This window comes from Tateyamaria sp. GN1-10 (assembly GCF_055693845.1).
This window is the reverse complement of sequence record NZ_JBVFUR010000004.1, coordinates 601,676-622,192: the sequence shown is the minus strand read 5'-3', so window position 1 is coordinate 622,192 and position 20,517 is coordinate 601,676. Positions and strand designations below refer to the sequence as shown.

Annotated in this window: 21 protein-coding genes and 2 pseudogenes; 12 read left to right on the top strand and 11 right to left on the bottom strand. The window is 56.2% G+C overall.

Annotated elements, in window-relative coordinates; all coding sequences use genetic code 11:
* Positions 1-59: 59 nt before the first annotated feature.
* The 5 genes and pseudogenes from ACZ1HN_RS04910 to ACZ1HN_RS04890 all read right to left on the bottom strand — a co-directional run.
* Positions 60-938: pseudogene (locus ACZ1HN_RS04910) on the bottom strand (ABC transporter permease); the annotation flags it as partial.
* 12 nt (positions 939-950) lie between these two features.
* Positions 951-2,588, bottom strand: a complete 1,638-nt coding sequence (locus ACZ1HN_RS04905; RefSeq protein WP_472726688.1) for an ABC transporter permease — start codon at positions 2,586-2,588, stop codon at positions 951-953.
* A 3-nt stretch (positions 2,589-2,591) separates the two neighbouring features.
* A complete protein-coding gene (locus ACZ1HN_RS04900) occupies positions 2,592-2,879 on the bottom strand; it encodes a DUF1330 domain-containing protein (RefSeq protein WP_299601437.1) in 288 nt (95 codons plus the stop codon).
* 91 nt (positions 2,880-2,970) lie between these two features.
* On the bottom strand, positions 2,971-4,080 hold the full coding sequence (locus tag ACZ1HN_RS04895) for an extracellular solute-binding protein (RefSeq protein WP_299749462.1): 1,110 nt from the start codon (positions 4,078-4,080) through the stop codon (positions 2,971-2,973).
* An 81-nt stretch (positions 4,081-4,161) separates the two neighbouring features.
* On the bottom strand, positions 4,162-5,262 hold the full coding sequence (locus ACZ1HN_RS04890) for an ABC transporter ATP-binding protein (RefSeq protein WP_472726687.1): 1,101 nt from the start codon (positions 5,260-5,262) through the stop codon (positions 4,162-4,164).
* A 191-nt stretch (positions 5,263-5,453) separates the two neighbouring features.
* On the opposite strand from ACZ1HN_RS04890, the gene ACZ1HN_RS04885 reads away from it, so the two are divergent.
* A complete protein-coding gene (locus tag ACZ1HN_RS04885; RefSeq protein ID WP_472726686.1) occupies positions 5,454-6,605 on the top strand; it encodes a M24 family metallopeptidase in 1,152 nt (383 codons plus the stop codon).
* Here ACZ1HN_RS04885 and ACZ1HN_RS04880 read toward each other — a convergent pair.
* The gene (locus ACZ1HN_RS04880) at positions 6,602-7,999 is read right to left on the bottom strand and encodes an aspartate aminotransferase family protein (RefSeq protein WP_472726685.1); all 1,398 of its coding nucleotides are present in this window, start codon (positions 7,997-7,999) and stop codon (positions 6,602-6,604) included. The genes ACZ1HN_RS04885 and ACZ1HN_RS04880 overlap by 4 nt on opposite strands.
* 150 nt (positions 8,000-8,149) lie before the next feature.
* Here ACZ1HN_RS04880 and ACZ1HN_RS04875 point away from each other — a divergent pair, with 150 nt between their 5' ends.
* From ACZ1HN_RS04875 to ACZ1HN_RS04855, 5 genes and pseudogenes are all read left to right on the top strand, one after another.
* Complete coding sequence (locus tag ACZ1HN_RS04875) at positions 8,150-9,232, top strand: polyamine ABC transporter substrate-binding protein (RefSeq protein ID WP_472726684.1); 1,083 nt, start codon at positions 8,150-8,152, stop codon at positions 9,230-9,232.
* Positions 9,233-9,292: 60 nt separating this feature from the next.
* Positions 9,293-10,417, top strand: a complete 1,125-nt coding sequence (locus ACZ1HN_RS04870; protein WP_472726683.1) for an ABC transporter ATP-binding protein — start codon at positions 9,293-9,295, stop codon at positions 10,415-10,417.
* Positions 10,414-11,290, top strand: a pseudogene (locus ACZ1HN_RS04865) (ABC transporter permease subunit). Before ACZ1HN_RS04870 ends, ACZ1HN_RS04865 begins: the two are co-directional and overlap by 4 nt.
* Positions 11,287-12,105, top strand: coding sequence for an ABC transporter permease (locus ACZ1HN_RS04860; RefSeq protein ID WP_472726682.1), 819 nt, complete (start codon positions 11,287-11,289; stop codon positions 12,103-12,105). The pseudogene ACZ1HN_RS04865 and the gene ACZ1HN_RS04860 overlap by 4 nt, the downstream one beginning before the upstream one ends.
* Before the next feature lie 92 nt (positions 12,106-12,197).
* On the top strand, positions 12,198-13,421 hold the full coding sequence (locus ACZ1HN_RS04855) for an NAD(P)/FAD-dependent oxidoreductase (protein WP_472726681.1): 1,224 nt from the start codon (positions 12,198-12,200) through the stop codon (positions 13,419-13,421).
* Here ACZ1HN_RS04855 and ACZ1HN_RS04850 read toward each other — a convergent pair.
* Genes ACZ1HN_RS04850 through ACZ1HN_RS04835 form a run of 4 tightly spaced genes read right to left on the bottom strand, consistent with a single transcriptional unit; the run spans position 13,418 to position 15,624 of the window.
* Positions 13,418-13,945 (bottom strand): FlgD immunoglobulin-like domain containing protein, encoded by a 528-nt coding sequence (locus ACZ1HN_RS04850; RefSeq protein ID WP_472726680.1) that lies wholly within the window; start codon positions 13,943-13,945, stop codon positions 13,418-13,420. The two genes, ACZ1HN_RS04855 and ACZ1HN_RS04850, sit on opposite strands and share 4 nt — an antisense overlap.
* Positions 13,866-14,084: a flagellar hook capping FlgD N-terminal domain-containing protein gene (locus tag ACZ1HN_RS04845; protein WP_472726679.1), complete on the bottom strand. Its 219-nt coding sequence runs from the start codon at positions 14,082-14,084 to the stop codon at positions 13,866-13,868. The genes ACZ1HN_RS04850 and ACZ1HN_RS04845 overlap by 80 nt, the downstream gene beginning before the upstream one ends.
* 2 nt (positions 14,085-14,086) lie before the next feature.
* Positions 14,087-15,145, bottom strand: a complete 1,059-nt coding sequence (locus ACZ1HN_RS04840) for a flagellar hook-length control protein FliK (protein WP_472726678.1) — start codon at positions 15,143-15,145, stop codon at positions 14,087-14,089.
* A gap of 44 nt (positions 15,146-15,189) precedes the next feature.
* The gene (locus ACZ1HN_RS04835; RefSeq protein ID WP_472726677.1) at positions 15,190-15,624 is read right to left on the bottom strand and encodes a hypothetical protein; all 435 of its coding nucleotides are present in this window, start codon (positions 15,622-15,624) and stop codon (positions 15,190-15,192) included.
* 114 nt (positions 15,625-15,738) lie between these two features.
* Here ACZ1HN_RS04835 and ACZ1HN_RS04830 point away from each other — a divergent pair, with 114 nt between their 5' ends.
* From ACZ1HN_RS04830 to ACZ1HN_RS04805, 6 genes are all read left to right on the top strand, one after another.
* Positions 15,739-16,023 (top strand): rod-binding protein, encoded by a 285-nt coding sequence (locus ACZ1HN_RS04830; RefSeq protein ID WP_472726676.1) that lies wholly within the window; start codon positions 15,739-15,741, stop codon positions 16,021-16,023.
* The gene (locus ACZ1HN_RS04825) at positions 16,010-16,369 is read left to right on the top strand and encodes a flagellar biosynthesis protein FlgN (RefSeq protein ID WP_472726675.1); all 360 of its coding nucleotides are present in this window, start codon (positions 16,010-16,012) and stop codon (positions 16,367-16,369) included. Before ACZ1HN_RS04830 ends, ACZ1HN_RS04825 begins: the two co-directional genes overlap by 14 nt.
* Before the next feature lie 207 nt (positions 16,370-16,576).
* Positions 16,577-17,419, top strand: a complete 843-nt coding sequence (locus ACZ1HN_RS04820) for a flagellin N-terminal helical domain-containing protein (protein ID WP_299204379.1) — start codon at positions 16,577-16,579, stop codon at positions 17,417-17,419.
* A 92-nt stretch (positions 17,420-17,511) separates the two neighbouring features.
* On the top strand, positions 17,512-17,868 hold the full coding sequence (gene flaF / locus ACZ1HN_RS04815; protein WP_472726674.1) for a flagellar biosynthesis regulator FlaF: 357 nt from the start codon (positions 17,512-17,514) through the stop codon (positions 17,866-17,868).
* A complete protein-coding gene (gene flbT / locus ACZ1HN_RS04810) occupies positions 17,865-18,266 on the top strand; it encodes a flagellar biosynthesis repressor FlbT (RefSeq protein ID WP_472726673.1) in 402 nt (133 codons plus the stop codon). Before flaF ends, flbT begins: the two co-directional genes overlap by 4 nt.
* A 2-nt stretch (positions 18,267-18,268) precedes the next feature.
* Positions 18,269-19,057: a DUF1217 domain-containing protein gene (locus tag ACZ1HN_RS04805; RefSeq protein ID WP_472726672.1), complete on the top strand. Its 789-nt coding sequence runs from the start codon at positions 18,269-18,271 to the stop codon at positions 19,055-19,057.
* A 100-nt stretch (positions 19,058-19,157) separates the two neighbouring features.
* Here the strand turns inward: ACZ1HN_RS04805 and ACZ1HN_RS04800 are convergent, their stop codons facing one another.
* On the bottom strand, positions 19,158-20,510 hold the full coding sequence (locus ACZ1HN_RS04800) for a FliI/YscN family ATPase (protein ID WP_472726671.1): 1,353 nt from the start codon (positions 20,508-20,510) through the stop codon (positions 19,158-19,160).
* Positions 20,511-20,517 lie beyond the last annotated feature (7 nt).

Here is a 20,517-nt window from a genome sequence, read left to right as displayed (position 1 = left end):
GTGGGGGCGCTGCCCCCGCCCTTCGGGCTCCCCCGTGGTATTTCCGGTCAGAAGAAGGCTTAGCCGGGTGATAGCCCGCGCAACCGTTCGCTGCGGCGGCGAAGGAGCTCAACCGTTGTCAGCAGCGCGATGGAGATCACGACCAGGATCGTCGCCACTGCAAGGATTGTTGGGCTGATCTGTTCGCGCAGGCCGATGAACATTTGCCAAGGCAGAGTTTTCTGGCTGGCTGATCCCACAAACAGAACCACGACGACTTCATCGAACGAGGTGATGAAGGCAAAGAGGCCGCCCGATATGACGCCGGGCAGGATCAGCGGCATCTGTACGCGGAAGAAGGTTGTGACCGGTCCTGCACCCATGTTGGCTGCTGCGCGTGTCAGGGAGTGGTCAAAGCCGACCAGCGTTGCGGTGACCGTGATGATCACGAACGGGATGCCAAGCACGGCGTGGGCCAGCACGACTTTGACATAGCCGACGAACCCTTTGTCCAAGCCCAGCGTGCCCTCGAGCCAGTTGCCGAGCTGAGCGTAGAAGAAGAACATGCCTGTGGCCGAGATGATCAGGGGCACGATCATGGGCGAAATCAGGATGGCCATGATCGTCCCTTTGAACGGCACGTGGCTTTGGCTGAGGCCGATTGCGGCAAGCGTTCCGAGGCTGACCGAGATGATCGTTGCCAGCGGTGCGATGATCAGCGAGTTCTTGAGGGCCAACTGCCATTGTGGGTTGGTGAAGAAGTCGCGGTAGTGTTTGAGCGAGTACCCTTCGGGATCAAGCCGGAGCATTTCGGGCGTGAAGGTAAAGAAGTCCTGTGCGTTGAACGACAGGGGCATGACCACCACGATGGGTGCGACCAGGAAGAAGAATATCAGCCCGCAAATGACCCGGAAGCTGTAGTACCAGATGCGCTGACCCAGCGTGGCGTATGGAGGAAGGCCCATGGTCTGTTATCCCAGCTTGACGTTGTCGATGCCCACGATCTTGTCGTAGGCCCAATAGAGCACCAGCACGGCGGCCAGCAGGATGGTTCCAAGCGCGGCGGCAAGGCCCCAGTTCAGCGATGACGAGATGTGGTAGGCGATCCGGTTCGAGATGAAGACACCCTTGGTCCCACCCACGATTTCGGGCGTGATGTAGTAGCCGATAGACAGGATGAAGACGAGGATGCTACCCGCGCCGATGCCTGGAACAGACTGCGGGAAGTAGACGCGCCAAAACGCGGTCCAGTTGGTGGCGCCTAGTGATTTGGCGGCCCGCAGGTAGCTGGGCGGGATGGTTTGCATCACCGAATACATCGGCAGGATCATGAACGGTAGCAGGATGTGCGTCATGGCAACGATGGTGCCGAACTGGTTGTTGATCATGATCAGGCGGTCGCCGTCACCGACAAGGCCGATCCAGACCAGCACATCGTTGATCACACCTTGCTGTTGCAGCATGACTTTCCAGGCTGATGTCCGCACGAGGAGCGAGGTCCAGAATGGCAAAAGAACGAGGATCAGGAGCAGGTTCGCCTGTCGCATTGGCAGGTTGGCGAGCAGCCACGCGATGGGATAGCCCAGCGCGATGCAGGAGAAGGTGATCAGCAGTGACATCCAGATTGTACGACCGAAGAGTTTCAGCAGGATCTGTTTGTCGTCGGGTTGCCAGGCGACCCCATCAGGCGTTTTCTGCGCGTCGACGGCGTTGAGGAAATAACCTGATGTGTAGGTGCTGGAATGCGTTTGAATTGTCTTCCAGACCGTTGCTCCAGCCCAGTCTTCATCCATGTCTGCAAAGGCAGTCGCCATCGCCGGAACGGGCAGGTCAGCGGTCTGGGCCTCGGCCAGCAAGTCAGCGCCCGGACCTGAATATGCCGAAAGGTCAGCGGTTCTGAGATCCAGCGCAAGGGCGGTTGCAACGGCTTCCCATGGGTCGCGGGTCGCCGGGTCACGACCTTGCTGCGTGGCTGTGTAAACAGCCCACGCCGTGTAGGCCCGTGTTGTCTTGGGCAGCAGGTTGGACAGGGTCGCGTCCGGTGCAAAATTGACCTCATCACTGGCTGGTGAGCCCGTGAGGGCCGCGACACGCTTGCGCTGCAGGTCAAGCAGAGCGGTGTCGGCGTTGTCTGTGGCATTGAAGATGCCGTGCCATGTTTCGCCGTCTTTCCAAGCGTTGTTGAGCTCTTCGAGCGGTTTTTGCGTTTCCTTGCCAATGTCATCGAGCGCGCGCCCGGATTGGCGGAACAGGGAGGAGACACCGGTCTGTTCATAGTTGAGACGCGTTCCGAGCCGTGTGTGGCGCTTGGCCTCGGCTGCGAGGAACATGTCGAAATACAGTGCTTCGTAGACCGCCTCGTCGGGCGGCGTGCCAGCGTTCGGGTCCCAGTCCGCTAGTGCTTCGACCGCCATGGGAAGTGTGTTTTCGACGATCTGGTTTTCGACCGAGCGGAACAGCATGGACGCGATCGGCACGATGAATGTGATCAAGACAAAGATCAGGAGTGGCGCAATCAGCCCCAATGCCCGCAGTTTCTGACGGCGCAGGGCGCGTGCGAGGCTGCGTTTCAGCGGGGTGCCGTCGGCGGCAAGCATCATTTCGGCCATGGGTCAGGCTCCTTTCGCAACGACAATCATTGATGTCGCAGTGCGGTGGCGGATCTTCATGACCTCTTGGTATTCGGGGTCGTTATAGGCGGCCAATGCCGCCTCGTAGGTGGGGAACTCAAAGACGACGTGGCGGGAAAACTCCGGCCCTTCCATCGACTGTGCTTCACCGCCACGCACCAATGGGACCGCTCCGTGTGACAGCAAGATCGGCGTGTCCTTTTCGACGTATTCTTTGTACGCCTCAGGGTCGTTCACAGTGATATGGCCGATGATGTAGCCTTTGGGCATGGTCGTCCCCTTTGGTGGGGCAAGGCGGGGGACACCCCCGCCTTACGATTGGTGTGCAGTAAGGCGGACGTGTCGTCCGCCAAACCTTGGCTTATTGTGCCAGCCAAGCTTGGAATTTGGCGTCGATGTCGTCGCGGTAGTCCGCCCAGAACTCGTAGTTGTAGAGGAACGTGTTCTGCGCGTTGTTGGGATCGGTCGGCATGTGTGGTGCCATATCGATGCCCAGTTCCGCGTGTTGACCAACCAGCGGTGCCGAGGACGCACGTGCAGGGCCGTACGAGATGTACTTGGCCTGATCCGCCAGACGCTGCGTGTCGGTTGCGAACTTGATGAAGTCACGTGCACGTGCTTCGCGCTCGGGGCTTAGGCCCGTTGGGATGATCCAACCATCAAGGTCGAATACCTGCGCGTCCCAGAGCATGCCGATGGGCTGCTTCTGCTCTTCGATGGCGGCAAACAGGCGACCGTTATAGGTCGAACCCATCACCACTTCGCCATCTGCCAGCAACTGGGGTGTGTCGGCACCGGCGGACCACCAAATCACGTCGTCCTTGATGGTTGCCAGCTTGTCGAGTGCCTGCTGTTGGCCATCATCAGTGGCCAGAACGTCATAGACGTCGTCCTTGGCCACACCGTCACAGAGCAGCGCCCATTCCATGTTGTTGATCGGGCGCTTTTCCAGCGACCGCTTGCCAGGGTAGGCTTCAGTGTCGAAGACGGCGCAAACGCTTGTGGGCGCTGTATCGCCGACCAGGTCGGTACGATAGCCGAACGTGGTCGAATAGACGATCTGCGGGATGAAGCAGTCGCTGACCAACAAGTCACCGAAGTCGTCCGCAGCCGATGTGCCATCGGGGGCGGCTGCCAGATCTTCGTCTGGATCGATTTCCAGTGCCAGGCCTTCGTCGCATAGGCGGATCGCGTCTGCGGCCACGACGTCAACGACGTCCCATGTGACGCTGCCCGCTTCGTTCATGGCGCGCAGTTTCGCCACGGCTTCGGCCGAGCTTTCGTCCCACACGGCGCTGACGCCTTCGTTCATTTCCAGATACGGCGCGACATATGCGTTTTGCTGGCTGGACTGGTATGCACCGCCCCAGCTGACAAGAGTCATGTCGCTGGCCATGTGGCCGTCGGCGAATGCCGTGCCCGACGCCAGCGTCAAAGCAGTTGTGGCAAGTAGGGTCTTGGTGAGTTTCATGAACTTACTCCCATTGTTAACGCCCGTTTGAATTGTGCGAAGGCCGGACCACGGGCGTCGCCCTGGCCTTCTTCTCTTTGCTCAGGCGTCAAGCGCCCGGCAATCCTGTGGCAACCACCCGATGTCGATCTGAGTACCCGGTGTCAGGCGCACCTGATCGGGGGCGTTGCGTGTCTTGATGACAAAATCGTCGTTCCCTGCGACGCGCAAGCGCGTGCGGAAGATGTCACCCATGTAGATGAATTCCAGCACTTCGGCCTTCAGCGTATGCGCGTCAGGGCTGAGCCGTTCCTTGTTCATTTCGACGCGTTCAGGGCGAATGGAGACGCGGGTGCGTTGGCCCACTTGGGTGACATTGACGGGCTTGGCGTCAATGATCTCGCCATCGTCCAACGTCACTTCGCACTGGTTGCCTGCGATCTTGCTGACGGTGCCCATGAGCGTGTTGTTTTCGCCGATGAACTGCGCGACGAAGCTGTTTTCGGGTTCTTCATAAAGTTGATCTGGCGGGGCCAGTTGTTGAATGCGCCCGTCGTCGAAGACGGCAACGCGGTCGGACATGGTCAACGCTTCGGTTTGGTCGTGGGTCACGTAAACGGTGGTGATTCCCAGATTGTGCGCCAACCGCGTGATTTCGAACTGCAGGGTTTCGCGTAGTTGCTTGTCGAGCGCACCGAGCGGTTCGTCCATCAGCACCAGCTCGGGTTCGAACACCAGCGCACGGGACAAAGCGATCCTCTGCTGCTGCCCACCGGACAGCTGCGCCGGGCGGCGGCCCGCAAAGTCCTGCATCTGCACCATGCCAAGCGCGCGCATTATCTTTTCTTCGCGCTCGGATTTGCCAATCTTGCGCACCTCAAGCGGAAAGCTGAGATTTTCGGCCACCGTCATGTGCGGGAAGAGCGCATAATTCTGGAACACCATACCGATCCCACGCTTATGCGGCGGGATGTTGTTGATCGGTTTTCCGCCCAACTTAATTTCGCCATGCGTGGCTGTCTCGAATCCGGCCAGCATCATCAGACAGGTCGTCTTGCCCGACCCTGACGGCCCAAGCATCGTCAGGAACTCGCCCTTGGGCATTGAGAGGTTGAGATCTTTGACGACGAGGATTTCGCCATCATAACTCTTCTGCACACGCTCGAATTCGACGAACGCGTGGTCGGTCGCAGTGTTGGCCAAATCTGGCTCCCCGTTCTTTTGGCGATCTTGTGTCGCCGCTTTGACGCAAACTAAACCGAGGTGGATGGCGCAATGCAACCAACTATGACGCAAAACAACGATTGGTAGCGCAATCCGGTCGGAATCACTGCACTGTTGTGCGTTTTTGGGCATTGTTCCCGTGACATCAAAACAGGGAATGGCTGGGAATCATGGAATATGCATTTGACATTGGGGAGTATCACGCGCGGTTGATGCAGGTCCGGACAGCCATGGCAAAGGCCAATCTGGATTGTCTGTTGATCACGGACCCGTCGAACATGGGATGGTCGACGGGTTATGATGGGTGGTCATTTTATGTGCATCAGGGTGTGATCGTGACCCATGATGCCGATCCGATCTGGTGGGGTCGTTTGCAGGACGTGGCGGGCGCGATGCGTACGACTTGGATGGGCGACGGTGGCGCGGTCGGATATGACGAACATTACATTCAAACCTCAACCCGGCACCCAATGGAAGACCTTGCTAGCCGTCTCTCTGGTCGTGTTGGAGTCGAGATGGACAACTACTATTTCTCTGCCAAAGCATATGCGGTGCTTGAAACCGCAGGGCTTGAGTTGGTTGATGCCACGTCGCTCGTGAACTGGTGTCGTGCTGTAAAATCGGATGCCGAGATTGCTTTCATGCGCAAGGCGGCACGCATTTCTGAAGCAGTAGTTGACGGTATGGCACAACGTATCGTTCCGGGCACCCCAAAGAATGAGGTGGTAGCGGAAGCATATCGGGATGCCATCCGGGGCGTCGACGGAGACTGGGGGGACTATCCAGCGATTGTGCCGCTTGTGCCATCGGGGGCAGATGCAGCCGCGCCACATCTCACATGGAATGGCGATCCGTTTCGGTCAGGAGAGGCGACAACACTCGAGATTGCAGGGTGTTACCGTCGATATCATGTGCCATTCTGTCGATCGGTGTTCCTTGGGCACCCACCGGACGAGATGAAGCGCGCCGAAGCCGCAGTGATTGAGGGGCTGGAGGCAGGAATTGATGCCGCCCGTGCAGGCAATCAGGCGCGGGACGTAGCGGCGGCTTTGAATGGAGCGCTGAAGAAGGTTGGGATCGAACGCACGGCGCGCTGCGGGTATCCCATTGGATTGAGCTATCCGCCCGATTGGGGCGAACGCACCATTTCATTCCGGGCAGAGGACGACACGGTGCTTGAGCCGAACATGACCTTTCACTTCATGCCAGGCCTGTGGATGGACGGCTGGGGCCTGGCCATCACAGAAAGCATTCGGATCACGGAAAGTGGACCCGCAGAATGTTTCTGCGATCGGCCAAGGGGCATGATTGTAAAGAACTAGGTGGTGGGCTTTAGCATGTCGCCGTCTACGAGTTGCGCATAGCACTCGTCCAACGCGGTTCGTGCCCGGCGACCCATCTCTGCAATCTCATCCAGTGAGATGATCAGGGGTGGTGAAATGACCATTCGGTCATAGACATGGCGCATCACCAGATTGTTTGCAAAGCACCGTTCGCGACACATGAACCCCGCGGTGCCCGCGTCCATCGCGAACTTTGCGCGGCTGTCCTTGTCTGGTGTGAGCGCGAGCGATCCCATCATGCCGGTGATCGTCGTTTCACCGACCAACGGATGGTCGGCCAACCCGTGCCACATCTTGTGCAATGCAGGCATTGCAACATCGCGCACATGCTCGAGCACGTTTTCCTCTTCGAGGATACGCAGGTTTTCAAGGGCGACCGCAGCGGCAACCGGGTGACCGGAATAAGTGTAGCCGTGATTGAATTCACCCGACCCGATCACCTCTGCCACCTCGTCACAGACCACTGATCCACCGATGGGTTGGTAGCCCGAGCTGAGCCCCTTGGCGATCGTCATGATATGCGGTTTGATCCCGAGGGTTTGGCTTCCGAACCAGTTCCCCGTGCGACCGAAACCGCAGATCACTTCGTCTGCAATCAGCAGGATTTCGTATTTGTCGCAGATGCGCTGGATTTCGGGCCAATACGTGCTGGGTGGGATGATCACACCGCCGGCACCCTGGATGGGTTCGGCGATGAACGCGGCGACCTTGTCCTCGCCATGCTCCAGAATGGCGGCTTCCAGTTCCTGTGCCCGCGCCAGACCGAAGTCTTCGGGCGTTGTATCACCGCCTTCAGACCACCAGTTGGGCTGGTTTATGTGAACGATGCCGGGGATCGGCAGGCCGCCCTGTTCGTGCATCGCCGTCATGCCACCCAGCGACCCCGATCCGACGGATGAACCGTGATAGGCGTTCTTGCGGCTGATCACGATCTGCTTTTGGGGTTTGCCCTTGATCGCCCAATAGGTGCGGACCATGCGCAGGTTGGTATCGTTTGCCTCGGACCCCGATCCAGCAAAGAAGACGTGGTTCAAATCGCCTGGAGCAAGTTCGGCAATCTTCTGGGCCAGCGCAATGACGGGCACGTGGGTCGTTTGGAAGAAGGTGTTGTAATAGGGCAGTTCGCGCATCTGGCGGGCGGCGACATCTGCAAGTTCCGTACGGCCATAGCCGATGTTCACACACCAAAGGCCAGCCATGCCGTCGAGAATTTCGTTCCCTTCGCTGTCGTGCAGATAGACACCATTGGCCCGCGTGATGACCCGCGCGCCTTTTTCAGCCAACTCGCCCCCTGCGGTGAAGGGGTGCATGTGGTGCGCTGCGTCCAGTGCCTGAAGCTCGGACGTGGGCAGGTGGTTTGTGATGGCGGGCATGGAAACCTCGGGTGTTGAACAACGTGCCGAGAATATGGGCAGCGCGCCTGCCGTCAATCCGCCATCTGCAATCTTGCTGGACGCATGAAGCAAAAGTTGATTTCATAACCGCTGACCCGGGCTCACCGGGCGTGATACGGGGAGTACACCATGAAAACTACACTGCTGAGTTCTGTCGCAGCTTTTGCCCTGACGGGCGCTGCGCTTGCAGACGAAGTGCGCGTTTACAACTGGTCTGACTACATCGACGAAGACCTGCTGACGAAATTCGAAGAAGAGACCGGGCTTGATCTGGTTTATGATGTCTTCGACAGCAACGAGGTTTTGGAAACGAAGATGCTGGCCGGCTCTTCTGGCTATGACATCGTCGTGCCGTCGGGCACCTTCTTGCAGCGCCAGATTAGTGCAGGGGCATTCCAGAAACTGGATGCTTCCAAGCTGCCCAATGCCGAAAACCTGTGGGATGTGGTCGAAGCGCGGACTATGCAGTATGATCCAGACAACGCTTATTCCATCAACTACATGTGGGGCACCACCGGCATCGGTGTGAATGTTGGCAAGGTTCAGGAAATCCTGGGTGAAGATGCGCCGCTGGGATCGCTTGATCTGGTGTTCAAGCCTGAGAACATGGAAAAGCTGCAGGCTTGCGGCGTGCATTTCCTGGATGCACCGACCGAGATGGTTCCAGCGGCTCTGCAATACATCGGTGAAGACCCCGACAGCCACGATCCGGATGTTCTGGCCAAGGCCGAGCCAATCCTGATGGGTGTGCGTCCTTACGTACAGAAATTCCACAACTCGGAATACATCAACGCGCTGGCGAATGGTGACATCTGCGTCGCCTTCGGTTGGTCCGGTGACATCCTGCAGGCGCGTGACCGTGCTGCCGAGGCTGAGAATGGGGTTGAGGTGGCCTATAATGCACCCAGCGAGGGTGCTCTTATGTGGTTCGACCAGATGGCAATCCCCGCTGACGCGCCCAACCCGGAAGGCGCGCATGTATTCCTGAACTTCATCCTGGACGCGCAGAACATGGCGCAGGCGTCGAACTACGTTTACTACGCCAACGGCAACGCAGCCTCGCAAGAGTTTCTTGTTGAGGATGTAATTGGTGATCCGGCCATCTACCCGGATGAGGCGACGCTTGAGAACCTTTATACCACCACACCGTATCCGGCCCGGGTGCAGCGGACTGTCACGCGGATGTGGACCAAGATCAAGTCCGGCACTTAAGGCCGACTTCCGGGCGCGAGGCACCTCCTCGCGTCCATTTCCTTTTGAACGGAATTCCCCTTGGCAGAGACTGTTTTCGCCCCCTGGGACGACCCGAACGAGAAACCGCTGATCCGGTTTCGAAATGTGACGAAACGCTTTGGCGATTTTATCGCCATCGACGATCTGACCCTCGACATCTTTGAACGCGAATTCTTTGCCCTGCTGGGCCCTTCCGGGTGCGGCAAGACGACAATGATGCGGATGCTGGCCGGGTTCGAAAACCCGACGGGCGGTTCTATCGAACTGGCGGGTCAGGACATTGCTGGTGTCCCTGCGAACAAGCGGGCCGTGAACATGATGTTCCAGTCCTATGCGCTGTTTCCGCATCTGTCGGTGTGGGACAATATCGCGTTTGGTCTACGGCGCGAGAGTAAGGACAAGGCGGCCATTGCTGCGCGGGTCGAAGAGATGCTCAAGCTGACGCGGCTGGAAAAGTTCGCGCGCCGGAAGCCTCACCAGATTTCGGGTGGTCAAAGGCAACGCGTGGCGCTTGCCCGTTCGCTTGCAAAGGCACCCAAACTGCTTTTGCTGGATGAACCGCTTGGTGCGCTTGATGCCAAACTGCGCGAGGCGACGCAGTTCGAGTTGATGGACATTCAGGAAAAGACGGGCACGACTTTCGTTATTGTCACCCACGATCAGGAAGAGGCGATGACCGTCGCCAGCCGCGTGGCCGTCATGGACGAGGGGCGCGTGATGCAGGTCGCAACGCCTGAGCGCATCTATGAAGCGCCGAACAGTGTCTATGTCGCGGATTTCATCGGGGATGTGAACATCCTCCGCGGCCAAGCCAAGCCGATTGAAAGCGAGACCTACGAGGTCAACTGGGCCGCACAACAGACACCGGTTGTCGCCGCAAGCACCTGCCCGTTTTCTGATGGTCAGGCATGCCATCTTGCGATCCGACCCGAGAAGGTATCGATCCACAGGGACAAGCCTGAGGCTGATAATGCTGTGCAGGGCAAGGTTCTGGACATCGCCTATCTTGGGAACCTGTCCACGTATCACGTGGAGTTGCCCACGGGTGACATCATCAAGGCACAGGTAGCCAACACGCGCCGCATCTCGCGCAGAGATTTCACGTGGGAAGACCCGGTCTGGGTGAGTTGGACCAAGACCGCCGGGGTGCTTTTGGCGGAATGAGGCGTGCGGTTCTCATAGCGCTTCCCTATGCGTGGCTTTTTGCGCTGTTCCTGATCCCGTTCGCGGTGGTCTTCAAAATATCATTGTCGGATATTGCGCTGGCCATTCCGCCGTACACGCCCACCGCCAAAGACGGCATCTGGAATATGCTGTCGCAACTGGATTTCGAGAATTTCATCTTCCTGACCGAAGATGATTTGTATTGGAAAGCCTATGTCAGCTCGCTTCAGATTGCGCTGATTTCGATGCTTTTGACGCTGCTGGTGGGTTATCCCATGGCCTATGCCATGGCCCGCGCGCCCGAACAGTGGCGTCCAACCCTGCTGATGCTGGTGATCCTTCCGTTTTGGACGTCGTTCCTGATCTCGCGTCTATGCATGGGTGGGTATCTTGTCGGGCGAAGGTTTTTTGAACCAATTCCTGTTGTGGATTGGGATCATTGATGCGCCACTGACCATCCTGAACACCAACACCGCAGTCTATATCGGGATCGTTTATACGTATCTGCCTTTCATGATCCTGCCGATATATTCCGCGCTGGATCGGCTTGACGGGTCGTTGATCGAGGCGGCTGAGGACTTGGGATGTTCGCGGATCAAGGCGTTCTGGCTGGTGACGATCCCACTTTCACGCAACGGGATCATCGCGGGGTGTTTCCTGGTCTTTATTCCGGCGCTGGGCGAGTTCGTGATCCCATCGCTTTTGGGTGGTTCGGGCACGTTGATGATCGGGAAGGTGCTGTTCGAAGAGTTCTTCTCAAACCGTGATTGGCCGGTGGCTTCTGCGGTTGCTGTGATCCTCCTGCTGATCCTGATCATACCCATCGTTCTGTTTCAGCGGAACGAACAGAAACAGGTGGAGGCCGAGGGATGAACCGACTTTCCTCCTTCAATGTCGTATCCCTGACGCTTGGGTTTGTGTTTCTGTACGTGCCGATGCTGATCCTCGTGATCTACAGTTTCAACGCGTCAAAGCTGGTCACGGTTTGGGCGGGGTTTTCGACCAAATGGTACGGTGAGCTGTTGTCGAACGAGGCTTTTCTGGACGCGGCTTGGGTAACGCTCCGCGTTGCGGTCATCTCGTCGAGCATTGCCACCGTTCTGGGCACGATGGCAGCGTATGTTCTTGTGCGCGGCGGACGGTTTTGGGGGCGTACCCTGTTTTCTGGCATGATATATGCGCCGCTGGTGATGCCCGAGGTGATCACCGGTCTGTCGCTGCTTCTGCTGTTTATTGGGATTGGATTGGATCGCGGCGTTTTGACCATCGTTCTGGCGCACACGACCTTTTCGATGTGCTTTGTATCGGTTGTTGTGTCCTCGCGCTTGGTGAGTTTCGACAGATCGCTTGAGGAAGCAGCGCTTGATCTTGGTGCGTCGCCTTGGGATGCCTTTCGCCTCGTGACATTGCCGATCATTGCCCCTGCCGTCATTTCCGGCTGGCTTTTGGCCTTCACGCTCAGCCTTGACGATCTGGTCATCGCTTCCTTCACATCAGGACCTTCAGCCACAACCCTCCCGATGAAGATATGGTCGTCTGTCCGGCTTGGTGTCAGTCCTGAAATCAACGCGCTCAGTACGATCCTGATCGGACTGGTCACGGTTGGGGTCATTGCTGCGTCACTGGCGTCGAAACAAGCGGCGGTGAGGGCCAAACGGGATGAACAGGCGGCTGCCCGCGCTATATGAGGCGCATTTTTTCAAAATATGCCTATGCATCCGGACCAAGGAATGGATGTTGGTGGGATGAAACGACCGAAGCAACGGCGCGACCTGCGTTGTTGGGTGATGCTAAATATGACGTCGCCATTGTCGGGGCTGGCTTCACGGGTCTTTCTGCAGCGTTGCATCTTGCACGGCGCGGTGCGCGGGTTGTTGTTCTGGATGCAATCGCGGCCGGCTGGGGCGCGTCAGGGCGCAACGGTGGATTTTGCTGCCTGGGTGGCAGCATGCGTTCGGATGCGGCATTGGATCAGCGATATGGTTATTCAGCGAGGCGGGCGTGGCGGACCACAGAGCGGGTTGCTGTTGAGCTGGTTGAACAGTTGATTGACGATCTATCGATAGATGTGGATCGGCATTCGCACGGCGAAACATGTCTTGCCCACAGGCCCCGCGCCTTTGAAAATTTCGAAGGGGAAGCACGTGCCGCTTACGAAAACTATGGGGTCGAAGCCGACATTCTGCCTCCTTCAGATTTGGCCTCAGCTGGTTTGTCTGGCCCCTTTCACGGTGCGCTTACAATCCCGATTGGGTTTGGCTTGAACCCACGGAAGTTGCTTGATGGGTTGATAAATGCGTGTCTCGAGTTGGGTGTCGCGGTCCACGATAACAGCCCGGCTCTGAGCATCACGTCCGGAGCAATCAAAACTCCGAAAGGTCTCGTCCGTGCAGAACGGATAGTCATTGCGACCAACGGCTATTCGAGCGAAGACGTCCCTGCTTGGATGGCGGCACGCTACATGCCCGCTCAATCCACTGTTATCGTAACGCGCCCGCTGGCCGATGAGGAATTGCAGCGACAGGGATGGACGAGCGATCAGATGGCGTATGATACGCGGCATCTGCTCCACTATTTTCGTCTGATGCCAGATCGGCGGTTTCTGTTCGGAATGCGCGGTGGGTTGCTCTCGGGCGCCAAGGCAGAAACAGCAGCGCGTTCTTCCGTGATGCGTCACTTTCATTCCATGTTCCCGGCGTGGTCTGATGTTGACATCACACATGCATGGTCGGGACTTGTCTGCTTGACGCGAGATCGCGTGCCGTTTGTGGGGGCAGTACCTGGAATGTCAGGCGTGCTGGCCGGGTTTGCATATCACGGCAATGGCGTAGCAATGGGCACGTATGCTGGCCATGTTCTGGCGGCTCTAGCAAGCGGCAAACGTCCAGATCACTACCCGGATGTCATGTCTACTGCCGCCACGCGCTTTCCCTTTGGTCGCTTTCGTCGTCTCATCATGCCGAGTGTCTATACCGGGTTCAGAATAAGCGACGCGTTGCCCTAGGACGCTTCTCGCAGCCCCGTCACATTATTGGCATGTACCATGTATCCACTTTCAAGCACCAACAGGGTTGATCCATTTTCGATGCGCGCCTCGGTCACGCGATTGTAAGCCAGTGCTGGTTCTGTCAACAGAACCTCTCCATTTGCGACGCTTTCGACCTGGAAGGAGTACTCGCCATGTGGAAGAGCCGTTCCATCCGAGTCCAGGCCATCCCAGATATATGGTTCGGCGCTGACCGGCAGGCTGCGGCGGGTCACCTCGGTGCCTTGTTCATTTGTTACGACAAGGGTCACAGCATCTGCGGCGACAGGCGGGTTGGGAGCGATCGTGATCGACGATCCTTCAAATTTGACCGGCCCTTGTACCAACGCCTCCATTCCGATCCAATTGGCTGCGCCAGACATGTCATTGGCACCCAGTGCAGCAAGCATTTCTTGCATCAGATCATTCGTCATGACCTGCTGTTCGACCATTGAGAATTGCGCCAGCTGTGCCGCGTATTCGGACGAGATCGATGGGTTCAAGCGGATCCTGATATTCAGCTTGCGCGGTAAGCATTTTGAGAAACACTTCAAAATCCGAGCTTAATACACTGGAGGTCGCAGCGTTGCCGATTGCACTGTTGGTGGCCTGTGTGGGAGCAGGTGTTTGTGTGATATCCATTTTTAAAGCCTCATATCGATGCCAGTTGTCACCGCGTTCGAAACACGTGCGAGTGGAGTTGTCGTTTCGTGTGCAGCAAGAGGTTCGTCAGTCGTAGCTGAGTCATCGCTGCCTGTCTGTTCTTGCTGTTCGGCACTCTGTTGCCCTTGATCAAAAGCAAAGGATACATCCTCGAAACCCAGATCGTTCAGAGATTTGCCCAGATCGTCGATATTGCGCCGCATCAGATCCAGCGTTTCGCCACGATCGGCTGCAATGGTCACTGTGATACCGGTTTCGCTCGTTGACATTATCATTCGAACACGACCGAGTTCCGCCGGGTTGAGCGCAATTTCAATCGGTTTATCAGGCGCCCTTTTGAATGCTTCCGCGATGGTATTAGAGAGATGCTGAGGCAACTCTGCGCGTAGGGCTGGCGGTGTGGTCTTGGCAGTGTTCGGCGCGTTCATTGGGCGCGTTTCCCAAGGCAGCTCATCAGCTTTGTCCGTGGGTTCGATCCCGATCGCAGACTGCTCCGACAGGTTTTGAACGATCGTGTTGACGGCTTGTGTCCGTTGAGTTCCCATTGCGACGCTCTGAGGAACCAAGGGGCTGCCATATGCGCCGGTTCCTGATGTATGTGAAGTTGCGGTATGCTGGTCTGAGAATCTTACAGTCGCGGTGATCGGTTCATTGGATTTTTCTGGAAGCCCGTGCGGCGCTTGCATTTGTGTCGATCGCGTTACCGCTACAAGTGACGAGGCGCCAGTTTGACTGCTTGCGACAGCCTGTGCGGTGAAGTTCAATTTCTCTGCTGACTTGATTCTGTCGGACGCACCGTCAAATTTTGGGACATGCGACAACTCAGTGTGAAGACTGTTTTTGTGCGATTTCAAAGGCTCAAGCCCATAGATTCTGTTAATCGGCATGCTCGTATTTGTCGGCGTCGATTCCGGAGATATCGCGTTTTGCTTTGTTTGTTGTTCTGTTCCGATCATCCCAGCTACGGTCGCCGGAACAACGGATTGGGTCCGACCCGATCTATTGCGCGCCTCGCTTTCAGCGTCCTTGGGATTGTCCACGGCCGCTGCATCAGATGCCAGGTTGGGTTGTGACAACCCCTGAATCATTGCCGATATCGGTGAAGCCTTTTGGGTTGGTTAGAACGCGCATGGGGTTCTTCCCCTGAAGTATTCCGAGTGTGTTGTGCAGAATTACCGTGTGTTGTGCCGGTATAAAGTGTTTGCCCTGGCTCGCCATGAAGCGTGGTGGATGTCTTATGCGTGTCTTGCGCCTCGGTGTCCTGGTTGACTGGTGGCCCATCGCCCTCGCTCGAAAAGTCAGAGGAATGCAGCGCATCCAAATCAGGTTTCTCAGCTTGCAGCGCGGCTTCATCAGCAGCCTGAGCGATCATTTCGGGGATCGTCGGCTCGGTGGTCTCGTTTGCGTCTTCTCCCATCGCGAGCGCGAAAGAGGTGCCTGACATATGTTCTGACGTTGGTTGGGTCGGCGCTGCCGGATCAGTCTTTGGGCTCGTACTGATGGTCTGGATGAGTTGCACGCATTTCTCCGGGATTCTTCCACGTTTCGCACACATTGGACCAGTCATAGTTACTGGTTCTTTACCGCTGATCTGCAAGGGTTGGGAAAATTCATCCAATTCTAAGGAAGGCCAATGATCACAACCTCTATACACACTGGTTTGCCGTCATCTGCTGATCACCGCGACACATCCTTGCGTGCGGCTGCCGCAAAACTTGAGGCAGCATTCCTTGCGGAAATGTTGAAGTCGGCAGGGCTTGGAGAAAGCCGTGACGCGTTCGGAGGCGGCGCGGGCGAAGATCAGTTTTCATCATTCCTCGTGCAAGCCCAAGCTGAAAAAATGGTCGAAGCAGGTGGCATAGGGCTGGCTGAGGCACTGTTTGAATCGCTTAAGGAGCGCAGCCATGAGACGGGATGAGTTTCAAATCGCACTAGACGAACTCGAGGATCTGCTTGATGCCGAGAGAACCGCTGTTCTGAACGGGAACATTGATGACGTTGGCCGATTGTTTGATCAGAAATCGCGTTTGCTTGAACAGCTTGGAGGTTGGGATGCAACCAATGCCGAAGTATCGACTGCGTTGCGGATCAAGCTCGAGCGGAACCAGAACCTTTTGGAATCGGCTGCAGATGGGGTGCGATCTGTAGCACGACGATTGTCTGCGGTCAGACGTGTCCGTGAGTCGCTTGACACATATGACGCGCGGGGTCAGCGCACGTCTGTCAATCTAAAGTCCCGCGGCGCATTGGAAAAACGAGCTTGAGCAGGATTAGTTCAAATCCGCCCTTTTCGGATTTCCGAATTTAGGAATCCGTTAGGCAAATCACCGTCATGGTGATCGCGCACTTGGCAACAAGTGGCGCATCGCCCCGCTAAGGGGTGTGCATTTGTCAGAATGGCAGTTTGGCCGTCCCATCGGGGGGCGGGACGTAAACCAGGGCGCAAAGCGCCGTGACAAAAGGAAATGCACATGTCGAGCATTCTTACGAACAACAGCGCAATGGTTGCGCTGCAGACCCTGAAGGGTATCAACAAAAACCTGGCGATGACGCAGAACGAGATTTCGACAGGTAAAACTGTCGCGTCTGCCAAAGACAACTCGTCCATTTGGGCGATTTCCAAAGTTATGGAATCGGACGTTGCTGGTTTCAACGCGATTTCGGACTCTCTGAGTGTTGGTGAGTCAACGGTTGCAGTTGCGTCTGCTGGGGCTGAGCAAATTGTAAACGTTCTTGAAGAGATGAAAGAACTGACTGTTTCGGGCAACAGTGAAACAGCTGACTACGCGAAAATCGAAGCCGACATGGCGGAGAAAGAAGCGCAAATTCTTTCCATCATCGGTGCGTCACAGTTCAATGGCGTAAATCTGTTAGCGACGGACACCGATGGTAATGGCGGAACTCAGCTCACCATTCTGTCGTCTTTGGACCGTGTTGGATCTGGTGCGCCGACAGCATCGACTATCGACGTTGCAACTGTTGATTTCGAAGCCAACCTGGACATCGCCGGACGCACTGCCGTGACAGACCAGGCATCAGCCGCTACTGCGTTGGGTGAAATGGAAGCGTTCCTTCAAACCGCGATCAACGGAGCTGCTCAACTGGGCGCTTCTGCGAAACGGGTCGAAGATCAGAACACTTTTGTTAGCAAACTTACGGACGCGATGAAATCTGGTATCGGCGCGCTTGTCGACGCGGATATGGAAGAAGCATCTGCACGTTTGCAAGCCCTGCAAACTCAGCAGCAGTTGGGTGTGCAATCGCTTTCGATCGCCAACCAGGCACCGCAGACAATCCTGTCGTTGTTCCGGTAATCAGGCAGGCCGGGGCGTTGACGTTCATCGCCCCGGCATTCTTCTGACATGAACCTCTGAAAGGCGATGGTGTGAATGCAACCCTCCAGGCCATGCGTGGCTATACTGAAAATGCAGTATCAACCAAAAACGGACGACGGGCGGAATATGAAATCATAGCCCGTGTAACCCAAGGTTTGCGCGACACGGCCATTAAGGCCAAATCAGACTTCCCCAGTTACGCGCATGCACTGCACGACAATCAAAGGCTGTGGACGGCACTTGTCGTTGATGTTGTGGATAAAGAAAATCCGCTGCCAGAAGATCTAAAAGCGCGGATCATCTACTTGGCCGAATTTACACGCCATCACACCAAGAAAGTATTGCGCAAAAAGGCATCAGTGTTGCCTTTACTCGAAATAAATATGGCTGTTTTGCGTGGTCTAAAAGTGGAAGGACCTTCAAAATGAGTGGCCTTATTCTAAAGCTTGGCCCGAAAGAGCGCATACTGATCAATGGAGCGGTCATTGAAAATGGCGATCGTAGAAGCCGGTTGGCAATTGTTTCTTCTGATGCGAACATTTTGCGTTTGCGTGACGCGATCCACCCGCAAGACGCGACCACCCCGGTTCGGCGTGTGTGCTATGCTGTTCAGCTCGTTTTATCAGGTGACAGTGACAAGACCGACTCGCGTCAATGGTTGTTGCGCAGCATCGAGGAGTTGAGCCAGATATTCATCGACTCTGACAGCCGCAAACATCTCGATATCGCGTCGCACGCTCTTGTACAAGATGATCACTACAAGTGCCTCAAGGCACTGCGCGCCCTTCTACCCCGTGAAGAGCGTCTGTTGGCAGCGAACCACTAACCATGTACCAGCCAGTTTTGATTTCTTCCGGTTTGGCCGGGTGGCAGTTTCTACAACGAACGTATGACCAGCAACTTTCTGTATTCAGCCAGTCAACGGAGCTGAAACGAGATACTGATCACTTTGCGGAAAAAATCGCGTCCGTCGGTACGGCTGAAGAATTGGTATCAGATCGTCAATTATTGACCGTGGCAATGGGTGCCTTTGGCTTGTCAGATGACATAAACAATACTTTCTTTATTCAAAAAATGTTGAGCGATGGCACGACTGCAGATGACGCATTGGCAAATCGCTTTTCGGATAGTCGCTACAGAGACTTTTCGGAGGCTTTTGGCTTTGGTCCCGGAGAGATCAGGGGCGCGTTAAAGCCAGGCTTTGTTGATGATATAATTGCGAAGTTCCAGGCTAATAGTTTCGAAGTCGCAACCGGCAACCAAGATGAGTCGATGCGTATCGCGCTTTATGCTGAGCGGACTCTACCAGACGTAGTTCAGGGCTCTGGAACCGATGCAGCGAAGTGGTTCAGCATCATGGGACAACCGCCTCTAAGAACTCTTTTTGAGACCGCTTTAGGATTGCCCCAAGCTTTTGGGCAAATTGATATCGACCAGCAATTGTCTGTGTTTCAAGACAGGTCCGAACGAGTGTTGGGTGTCAGTGATCCTGCAGATTTTGCCGACCCGGAAACACTCGATCGCTTGGTCACAATATATCTTGCACGTTCGCAGTTGGGCCAAATCGGGAGCGGAGCGTCTGGCGCGTCAATTGCCCTTACTCTGTTGAGCTCCTGAGCCCATTCGATCATTCGTTGCGTGCACGTACTTTTGGAATTATTGATGCGGCACCCGAACTTGTTAAGGTCGTCATTCATACAATGGTCAAGCGCAGCAATTAACGGGGCGCACTGCGGTTGTTGGCGCTACCGCCTCGGCGCAACGCCAGCTTCAGTTGATCGAAACTATGTGCGCACCCTTCGCTGTGAACCAATGTCATCGCCTTGTCTAGATGGGGCCATGCCAACAGTGCTCCATCTATTTCGGCATCCGCTCCTTGTGTGTAGAGCCCGGCGCTGATCATCATTTGGTTTTGCGTGTAGACACTCATGAGCTTTCGGACCTGTGCGATTGTCTCGTTCTCAGCTCTTGAAGCTGCCGCCGGTAGGCTTCGCGAAACAGATTGTAGAACGTCGACAGCTGGAAAGTGCCCCCGCTCTGCAATTCCTCGATCCAATACCACATGCCCATCCAGTACGCCGCGCAGAATATCAGCTATTGGTTCATCCATATCAGAACCGGCAACCAGTACGCTGAACACCGCGGTTATATCGCCCTGGTCTGGTCCGCCTGGGCCAGCACGTTCGCACAGTGACATGATTAGATGCGAGGTGGAGGCAGGGAACCCGCGCAACACTGGCGCTTCACCCGCAGCAACCGCAACCTCGCGATGTGCCTCTGCAAAACGAGTGACAGAATCAGCCAGCAACAGAACGGATTTTCCCTCATCGCGGAAATGCTCTGCAACAGCCATAGCAGTCCAAGCGCATCGGCGCCTGAGCAAAGGGGACTGATCGGATGTCGCTGCAACTACAACTGAGCGCGCCAATCCCTCAGGCCCAAGGACATCATCAACAAATTGGCGTACTTCGCGGCCCCTCTCACCGATCATGGCGATTACGACAACATCTGCCGACATGCGTTGGGCCAATCGCCCCATCAGGTTCGATTTTCCTACGCCGGAACCGGCAAACAAACCTATCCGCTGCCCCCGAACAATCGGCAGCATTGTGTCGAATACAACATGTCCCGTTTCCAATCGGGGGCCAAGCGCACGCCGAGATGCCGCAGCCGGTGGCTCATTCTTTAGCGCACGCGGTGCCAATCCTCGGCCAACAGGTTTTCCATCAAGTGGGTTGCCGTCCGGATCAAGAATGCGACCGAGCCAACTTTCATTTGGCGCAATATTGCTTTGGGTATCGATAGTCACACGGTCACCGAGTGCGATGCCTTCAAAGGGACCGTCTGGCATAACAGTTACAGCTGCTTGGGATAGTTGCACGACCTCCGCCGAAAGGGGTTCATCCGACTGACGCGAGACCAACACGCGATCCCCAATCTTTGCACGTTCATTCAAGCCTGACACGGTAAGCACACTTCCGTGTGCCGCACTGATCCGGCCAATTGGATACATGACCTGAATGTCTGCGAGTTGGGCTTTCAACATTTGCAATCGCACGGCTTGGCGCATCGGATTC